General features: G+C 59.6%; 8 protein-coding genes and 1 pseudogene. 6 read left to right on the top strand and 3 right to left on the bottom strand.

Annotated elements, in window-relative coordinates:
- Positions 1 to 235: pseudogene (locus E4021_RS13195) on the bottom strand (IS256 family transposase); the annotation flags it as partial.
- A 70-nt stretch (positions 236 to 305) separates the two neighbouring features.
- Between E4021_RS13195 and E4021_RS13190 the strand changes: the two are divergent.
- The 3 genes from E4021_RS13190 (at position 306) to E4021_RS13180 (ending at position 3,143) form a co-directional block, all read left to right on the top strand.
- Complete coding sequence (locus E4021_RS13190; RefSeq protein ID WP_136459827.1) at positions 306 to 752, top strand: transposase; 447 nt, start codon at positions 306 to 308, stop codon at positions 750 to 752.
- Between the two features lie 196 nt (positions 753 to 948).
- Complete coding sequence (locus E4021_RS13185; RefSeq protein WP_136459826.1) at positions 949 to 1,926, top strand: transposase; 978 nt, start codon at positions 949 to 951, stop codon at positions 1,924 to 1,926.
- A 167-nt stretch (positions 1,927 to 2,093) separates the two neighbouring features.
- Positions 2,094 to 3,143, top strand: coding sequence for a Fic family protein (locus E4021_RS13180; protein WP_211097019.1), 1,050 nt, complete (start codon positions 2,094 to 2,096; stop codon positions 3,141 to 3,143).
- 123 nt (positions 3,144 to 3,266) lie between these two features.
- Here E4021_RS13180 and E4021_RS13175 read toward each other — a convergent pair whose 3' ends face one another.
- Positions 3,267 to 3,620, bottom strand: a complete 354-nt coding sequence (locus tag E4021_RS13175) for a hypothetical protein (protein WP_136459825.1) — start codon at positions 3,618 to 3,620, stop codon at positions 3,267 to 3,269.
- Positions 3,621 to 3,734: 114 nt separating this feature from the next.
- Here E4021_RS13175 and E4021_RS13170 point away from each other — a divergent pair, with 114 nt between their 5' ends.
- From E4021_RS13170 to E4021_RS13160, 3 genes are all read left to right on the top strand, one after another.
- Positions 3,735 to 4,265 carry a GNAT family N-acetyltransferase gene (locus tag E4021_RS13170; protein WP_136459824.1) on the top strand — a complete coding sequence of 177 codons (531 nt, stop codon included), beginning with the start codon at positions 3,735 to 3,737 and terminating at the stop codon, positions 4,263 to 4,265.
- Between the two features lie 204 nt (positions 4,266 to 4,469).
- Positions 4,470 to 5,786 carry a ferredoxin reductase family protein gene (locus E4021_RS13165; protein ID WP_136459823.1) on the top strand — a complete coding sequence of 439 codons (1,317 nt, stop codon included), beginning with the start codon at positions 4,470 to 4,472 and terminating at the stop codon, positions 5,784 to 5,786.
- A 23-nt stretch (positions 5,787 to 5,809) separates the two neighbouring features.
- Positions 5,810 to 6,427 carry a c-type cytochrome gene (locus E4021_RS13160; protein ID WP_136459822.1) on the top strand — a complete coding sequence of 206 codons (618 nt, stop codon included), beginning with the start codon at positions 5,810 to 5,812 and terminating at the stop codon, positions 6,425 to 6,427.
- A 477-nt stretch (positions 6,428 to 6,904) separates the two neighbouring features.
- Here E4021_RS13160 and E4021_RS13155 read toward each other — a convergent pair whose 3' ends face one another.
- Entirely contained in the window at positions 6,905 to 8,011 is a 1,107-nt protein-coding gene (locus E4021_RS13155) for a carboxymuconolactone decarboxylase family protein (protein WP_136459821.1), read from the bottom strand.
- Between the last annotated feature and the right edge of the window lie 90 nt (positions 8,012 to 8,101).

Below are 8,101 nucleotides of genomic sequence, written 5' to 3'. Positions count from 1 at the left end.
CGATGTCTATCTCGCCCAGCGAGGTGCGTACCCGCTTCTTGCCGCGACCGTTTTTCCGATTTGGCGCATCTTCTTCGGCTAGGTGGGCGTCCAGCTCACCCTCCAGGGCCTGCTCCAGAAAAGACTTTAGCAGGGGCGTGAACGCTCCGTTCTCGCCCAGCAGCCCTTCACCGTCCTGCAGTTTCTTGATCGCTTCCTTGCGGAAGGCTTCCACATCAAACTCGTGGTTTTCCATTTGCTTGTAGTTGTGTTACGAAAAGTATTGGTTCTTATCGTGACACACTTTTTGCAACGGTCTCATAGGTTTGGACCCCGCCCAGTTCGGTCTTTTCGCCACACCGTTGGAGGCGATGATTCCGGCCGACGCCGAGGTGCGCGTCGTTGCCGCATTTGTGGATCAGCTCGACTTGCCTGCCCTCGGCTTTAAGCCCGTCCAGGCCGATGGCGCCAGTGCATATGGTCCGGATCTGTTGCTTAAGCTCTATCTCTATGGTTACCTGAACCGGATCCGCAGCAGCCGCCAACTGCAGCGGGCCTGCGAGGTCAACATCGAGGTAATGTGGCTCACGGGAAACCTGCGGCCGAAGTACCATACGATCGCCGACTTCCGTAAAAACCACCCCAAGGCACTCAAGGCCGTCTTTAAGGAATACGTGCTGCTACTCAAGGATTGGGACTTGATCGCCGGCCAGCGGCTGGCGGTGGACGGCACGAAGATCCACGCGCAGAACGCGCCGCGTCATCTGGGGTAGGGGCCCTAGATGTAAGCACTTTAACCGGGCCAAGCTGCAGCGCAACCTGGAGCGCATCGAATATGGCATCGCCGAGGCGCTGCAAGAGTTCGAAGACCGTGACGTCCAGGAAACCAGCGACAACCAGCAAGACCTGCAGCAGCAAGCGCTGGATAAGCTGACTGCCCTGCGCGAACGCAAAGAGCGCTACGAAGAAATGCAGGAGGAGCTTCATAAAAGTGGAGAAAATCAGCTCAGCGAGACGGATCCCGATGCCCGCAGTATGATGGTGAAGGGTACGGAGTCGCTGGTGGGCTACAACATCCAGTCGGTAGTGGACGACGAGCACAACCTCATCGTGCATACGGAGGCTACGAACGTTAATGACATCCAGGCCCTCGCGGGACTGGCTAAGTCAGCGAAGGAGATCCTGGACTTGCCCGATAATCCCGGGGAACCGATCGATATCCTGGCCGACAAGGGATACTATGACGCCACTAACCTGGCGGAGGTAGAGGCCCTGGGCATGGAGCCCTTCGTGGCCGAGCGCAAGTCGAAGCCCCGGCAGGCCGGGGGCTACGGCCCGCGGGAGTTCGAGTACGACGAAGAGGCGGACGTGTACGTGTGTCCCGAGGGGCAGGAGTTGACCAGCAACGGGCGGTGGTACCACCAGCGGGAGAGCCGTGGAGGACGGGCCCAGACCGACCGCCGCTTCCAGCGCTACCGGCTGTCGAACTCAATCTGCTCGCAGTGCCCCATCCGCGAGCAGTGCCTGAGCGAGGCGGCCCGCAGGAACCGCCACGGTAAGGTGATTTACCACCACGAGCACGCGGCGGCGCTGGCGCGCAACCACCAGCGACTGCAGGAGTGGCCGGAAGTCTACCCCAGCAGGCAAGCGATCGTCGAGCATCCGTTCGGCACGATTAAGCGAAGTTGGGGCGCTTACTTCACCCTAGTCCGGGGCCTGGATCAAGTCGACGGGGAGTTCAGTTTGCTGGCTTGCTGCTATAACCTGCGGCGGAGTGTGTCGATACTGGGCGTTCCAGAGCTAATCAGACGGTTGAAGGGGCGTACTTCACCCGCAAATGGCCCGCTTCCCGGTCTTGGAGGTTCGCTTGAGGACTTCGTAGCGACTTTTGGGGCTTATTTACTGCTGGTATCACAGATCAAGCCACCGCGGCCGATTTTTGCCTAGATTGGGCGTGAGCTTTTGCACGGCCTCCCGTTGAGCGACAGCCTGCCATCAAAGGCAGGCCGAAAAAACACTTGCCAGTTTATTGATCGATCCTCGAACCGGATCATAAGCGAATATTTACGAATCAAATCGTATCATTTATGCTTCTGGCTGTTTACCTTGTAGCCATGAAAAATACGATGAAGCTTTACAACTTTAAAGGGAAGCTTGACTGGAATCTGGTAAACCTAATCAGCGAGATAGATCGATTTGACGCTTCATGGGCCATCATAAGGCGACGGGAAGGAGCTAGTCTGACTCAGCTAAGAACAATGGCTACCATTCAAAGTGTAGGGGCCTCTACAAGGATCGAAGGCTCAAAAATGAGTGATTCTGAAGTCAAACGATTCCTATCAGCATTGGATATCAATAAACTTGAAAATAGAGATAAACAAGAAGTAGCGGGATACTACGCAGCTCTCGAAATCATCATAGAAAACAGCGATTCAATTCAAATAGAGAGAAAAGATATATTAGGTCTACATAAAATTCTAATGCAGTACAGCAGAAAAGATGAGTGGCACAGAGGCAATTACAAACAACACAGTAATGCAGTAGAGGCAAAATTACCCGATGGAAGCCGGCAAATAATCTTCGAAACCACACCGCCTGGTCACCCCACAGAAGATAAAATGAATGAAATCATAAAGTGGTACAATACGCCTACTGAAGTGCACCCCTTGGTGAAAACCGCAGTATTAGTATATGAATTTTTGACGATACATCCTTTCCAAGATGGTAATGGAAGAATGAGTCGATTATTGACCACTTTAAGTTTATTACAACAAGGATATGACTGGGTACAATACGTCAGTTTTGAACATCAGATTGAATCAACCAAAAAAGATTACTATCAAGTCCTTAGGCATTGCCAGGCTCAACGACCAAATGAGGACATAACTCAATGGATTCAATATTTTATGAATTCGCTGTTGACAATCAAAAGAAAGATTCAAAGTAAAATCGAGAGAACAAATATTCAATCAAAAATGTCGCCGAGAGAGAAAACGGTTTATGAATTTATTAGTAGCAATGCTGGGGCTCAATCAGGACAGATTGCAGAAGAGCTAGAAATACCAAGTCCAACAATTAAAAGGATACTTTCTACTATGGTTGATCGATCGATCATAGAGAAGCATGGGCAGGGACGGGCCACAAATTACACCATCAAATTATGAGATCGCCCAACACCGCCTACCACGTACAGCCGCCGGTTGAGCTTGTTGGTTGCGTATTCCGGAGTGTCTGACCCCCCTATTCCGGAGTATTGACCCCCCTGGATAACTCACGCTTATGAGGGATTACGAAGATAGGTGTTCGGATCTTTTGCGGAGGCTTTTGCCCTTCAGTTCGACCCGGTGCGCCTTAGGTACGATGCGGTCCAGGATGGCATCGGCTGACAGCAGCCATGCGGGGCGGTCGGGCCACTTCATCCCCATACTGTCCCGCCCCGCCCGGGTCAGGAACACCCAGGGCGTACACCACATGGCGACGAAAACCAGGGAGACCAGTCCGTACTGGCCCGTCACGTTGGCGGACAAGACGAAGGAGAACCGGGGGATTCCAAATGCGAAGATCAAAACGATACCGAGTGCCCAGGCCGATCCGAACAGACTACTCCAAGGCGGCCTGATGGTGGGATAGTCGTGATTCATGGCGGATGGGATGACGGGTAATACAAGTTACCGACTCAAAAACCAACCCCCGCTACCTTAGCCCCCCCAAGCGAAACGCCACTATCCACCGCTGAACGCCCGCCCAATAACTACATGGACCTTACCATCCGTCAAGAAATGCCCCAGGACCACCCAGCGGTCTTCGCCCTAATCCAGGAAGCCTTCGCGGCGGAGCCCCTGAGCGACCACCGGGAGCAGTTCCTGGTGGAGTGGTTGCGGCGCTCGGAGGCCTTCGTACCGGAGCTGTCGCTGGTGGCGGAGACGGACCACCGGATCGTTGGCCACATTCTGCTCACCCGGCTGAAAATCAGGAGCGGGCAAGACACCTCTGAGGCGCTGGCCCTGGCCCCGGTGTCCGTGCTGCCGGAATACCAGCGGCGGGGCGTTGGCAGGCGGCTGATCCGCGCGGCCCGCGAGCGAGCGAGGACCCTCGGGTACCTGGCCGTGGTCTTGGTCGGCCACGCCGATTACTACCCCAGGTTCGGGTACCAACCAGCATATCGGTTCGGTATTGAGCTGCCGTTTGAGGTGCCGCAGGAGAATTCAATGGTGGTAGCCCTCACCGAGGGCGGATTGAAGGGCGTCCACGGGAAGGTGGAATACCCACCGGAGTTTTATGAATAGCGGAGTACGTTGAGGCAGTTGGATCTTGTGGGTTTTCCCGGCACCTGCGCGCCGCCGCCGCCGGCTCCGGGGTACCGCGAGCAAAGCTCACAGATCAAACCCGCGAACCCACCCCGCCCACCCCACTGTTCAGTACCGACGGTAGCCGGGTAGCGTTGGCACCTGACGGATCGGGCTCCGCCCCCAAACCCCGAGCGCTCCCTTATGAACAGAACCATACTCGGTTTTCTCTGGCTGGCCCTTTACCTCTTCGTCGTGCTGGCGCCCATCGGGCTCATGCTGGTGCCGCCGGTGCCCAGCGGGCGGTCGTTCTGGGTGGAGCTGTCGGTGGCGCTGGGTTTCGTGGGAATTACCCAGATCGGCATCCAGTTCGTACTCATCGCCCGCTTCAAGCCGCTGACCTACCCCTTCGGCATCGACGTGGTGCTGAAGTACCACCGGCAGATCGCGGTAGTGGCCCTGCTGTTCGTGCTCATCCACCCGGTGCTGCTGCTCATGGAACACCCCGCGCGGGTGGCCCTCCTCAATCCGCTCGGCGGCACCTACGCCAGCAAGTTCGGACTCGGGGCGGTACTCCTGCTGCTGGCCCTGGTGGCCACCTCCATCTGGCGCGTGCGGCTGCGCATCCCCTACGAGACCTGGCGCGGCCTCCACACCGGACTCGGGGTGCTGGCCCTGGCCTTTTCGCAGGTGCACATCTCGCTGGCCGGACTCTACATCAATACCCTCTGGAAACAGGTGCTGTGGCTCGCCTCCAGCGGGATCCTGCTGTCGCTCATCGTCTACCTGCGCCTCGTCAAACCCTGGTTGCAGAAGCGCCGCCCCTGGCGCGTGGTCGGGGTACGGCCGGAGGGGGGCGGCACGGTCAACATCGACATTGAGGCGGTGGGCCACGACGGCTTTCGCTTCCACCCCGGACAGTTCGCCTGGATCAAGGTGGGCGGCTCGCCCTATACCCTGGAGGAGCACCCCTACTCCTTCGCTTCCAGCGCCGAGAATACCACGCGTCTCTCCTTCGGGGTGAAGGCGCTGGGCGACTTCTCCGAACGGCTGCAGCAACTCGATGCCGGCACCACGGTGTACCTCGACGGTCCGCACGGGGCCTTCACCATCGACCGCGCGCAGGCCCCGGGCTACGTCTTCATCGCCGGCGGCGTCGGGATCACCCCGATGATGAGCTTCCTCACCACCCTGGCCGACCGCGGCGACCCCCGCCCCATCCTACTCATCTACAGCACTAATACCGAACCAGAGCTGGCCTACAGCGACGAGATTGAGGCCCTGAAGGGCCGGCTCGACCTGGAGACTGTCTTTGTGCTCGACGAGCCGCCACACGACTGGGCCGCTGAGGAAGGACAGGTGACGGGCGCGCTGCTCGAACGCCGCCTGCCGAAGGAGCGCTTCGTACGCCGCTTCTTCGTGTGCGGCCCCACCCCCATGATGAAGGCCGTGGAGCGTGCCCTCCTCGACCACGGCGTACCCCAATCGCACATCTATCTGGAAGAGTTCGCCCTGGCCTGAAGCCATTCCTCAATCCCCCCGCCATGCGTCACATCCTCGCCCACATCTTCACTTACGCCCTCGCCATCGGCCTGGTGGTCGGTGCGGTGCTGTTCGCCTGGGTGCGCAGCGAGCAGCTGGTGATCGCGCGGGAAGCGGACGTGGAGCCGCGGGTCCTCGACCAGGATACGGACTTCACCTCCCCCGCCTGGCTGGCCTTCGGCGAGCGGACCTACCGCGTTAGCTGTCAGAACTGCCACACCGTCGACGGCTCCGGGCGCGGCATGTACCCACCGATCCAGCGCATGGCGGCCCACCTGCGGGCGGAAGGCGGGCGCGACTACCTCCTCAACGTGACCCTCCATGGCCTCTACACCGGCACCTACGGCGCTCCGATGCCTCCGATGCCGGAGCTCAGCGACGCCGAAGTGGCCGCCGTGAACAACTACATCCTGCTGCAATTTGCCGGCGGCGCGCAGGAGCCCGGGGCCGCCAATTTGTTCCGCCCCTCCGAGGTGTCCGCCCGGCGGGGACAGCACCTCAGCGAATGGGAGGTGGCCCGGATGCGGCCCCCCATCCCCACCGCGGAAGCCCTGGGGCGTGGCGTTCGGGTAAACATCACCACGGACGCCCCGGCCGTGCCAGAGGGAAAGGATGAGTGAGGTCCTGCCCCGGTTCCGGACCTCCAGTCCGGTTCACAGGCACCATGGCTCCGGACCTCCGGTCCGGCTCATTCCGCCTCACTGAGAACACAGCCAGCGGCAGCGCACCAACCACCGGCCATGGCTCCAGACCTCCGCTCCGGTTCACAGGCGACCACGGTTCCGGACCTCCGGTCCGGCTCATTCCGCCTCATTGCGGACCCAGCCAGCGGGAGCACACCAACCGGCGGCCATGGTTCCAGACCTCCGGTCCGGTTCATTCCGCCTCATTGCGGACCCAGCCAGCAGCAGCGCACCAACCACCGGCCATGGCTCCGGACCTCCGGTCCGGTTCACAACGCATCACTGAGAACACGGCTCCGGACCTCCGGTCCGGTTCATTCCGCCTCACTGCGGACACAGCCAGCGGAAACACACCAACCGGCAGCCATGGCTCCAGACCTCCGGTCCGGTTCACAACGCCTCACTGCGCCCACCCTACCGGTCTTGCTCCAGAATAATACTCAGGCGCGCCACCCAGTTGGCCAGCGACACCAGGCCACAGGCCTCAATGATCTCCTCCTTCTTCAGATCGGCTAAGAACCGGCGCGCCGTGTACTGGATATCGGGCACCTTGTAGTTCACCGTATCCCGGGCAAAGTGGATGAAGCGGGATTCAAAGGGCGTCAGCTGGTCGGAACTCAGGTACGTGAGCAGGTGGTCGATATCCTCCTGCCGCCAGCCCTCCAGCTCCATTAACTGCCGGCCCTCCAGGGTACACAGCGGGCAGTTGAGCGCCTGGGCCACGACCACGAAGGTCAGGGCTTTCGTGCGCCGCGAAAGGTGGGGGGATTGCCAGCAATCCTCGAGAATACGCGCCAGCATAGGGGCCGTGGGCGACTCCCGCAGGGCCTCAATCAATTTTCCACCCAGTTTGGGGGCGCAAGCTTGAATCGCCCCGGGCGGGAATCTCTTCCGGTTTCTTTGCTTAGCGCGGGCGTCAAGCGCGTTAAAAACAACCCTTATCACCGGCCGGAACAGCCGGGCCAGTGGGTTTTTCTCCAGGTCCTCAATATCGTCCGGAGGAATGGCGAGAATGGTGGCCAGGCGATTGCTGTAGCAGGCGCTGGTGGCTACGTATGCCACTTCGGCGATGGCCATCCGGCTGTATCCCACTTCCGCGAGTTCGGCCAGGTCACGAGCGTCCGGGCGCGGGTCGGAGCGGGCGCACTTGCGGGCGAAGGCCAGGGCCGTCAGGGTTCGTTCATCCAGATCCGACTGGTAGAGGTCCTCTTCCAGTTGACTTATCCGTTTTTCGGAGTAACCCGTCAGGCGCAGGATGGAACGCGTGGCCCCGTAACAGTGACGGCAGGAGTTTTCCATGCTGACGATCAGGCCGATCAGGTCCGTCAGGCGGTTGGAAATGTGCGCTACGGGCGGCATGTTGGTGGTCAACGTCCAGGCCACCCACGGAACGGGGGCCAAGTAGGCCGTACTGTTCTGCGAAACGCCCAGGTGCTTGCGAATCTCCCGCTCTACCTCGGTATTCCGCGTGGGCGCTACCAAAGGGGTGTCACACCAGTCGATTTCCGCCAAGGATGCCATAGCCCGTCAGGAATTGCATAATCAAATCCGGGATGTGCCACCGGCCCAATCCCGCCTGCACCCGAAACCAGCGCACGGTCCCGGCGCTCA

This window comes from Neolewinella litorea (assembly GCF_004803465.1).
GTDB lineage: Bacteria > Bacteroidota > Bacteroidia > Chitinophagales > Saprospiraceae > Neolewinella > Neolewinella litorea.
This window is presented reverse-complemented; position numbering and strand designations above follow the sequence as displayed.

Bases quoted from the DNA above. Each gene is read 5' to 3' on its own strand.
- E4021_RS13160 (WP_136459822.1), top strand. From the start codon at position 5,810: ATGCGTCACATCCTCGCCCACATCTTCACTTACGCCCTCGCCATCGGC.
- E4021_RS13155 (WP_136459821.1), bottom strand. From the start codon at position 8,011: ATGGCATCCTTGGCGGAAATCGACTGGTGTGACACCCCTTTGGTAGCG.
- E4021_RS13175 (WP_136459825.1), bottom strand. From the start codon at position 3,620: ATGAATCACGACTATCCCACCATCAGGCCGCCTTGGAGTAGTCTGTTC.
- E4021_RS13170 (WP_136459824.1), top strand. From the start codon at position 3,735: ATGGACCTTACCATCCGTCAAGAAATGCCCCAGGACCACCCAGCGGTC.
- E4021_RS13180 (WP_211097019.1), top strand. From the start codon at position 2,094: ATGAAAAATACGATGAAGCTTTACAACTTTAAAGGGAAGCTTGACTGG.
- E4021_RS13165 (WP_136459823.1), top strand. From the start codon at position 4,470: ATGAACAGAACCATACTCGGTTTTCTCTGGCTGGCCCTTTACCTCTTC.
- E4021_RS13185 (WP_136459826.1), top strand. From the start codon at position 949: ATGCAGGAGGAGCTTCATAAAAGTGGAGAAAATCAGCTCAGCGAGACG.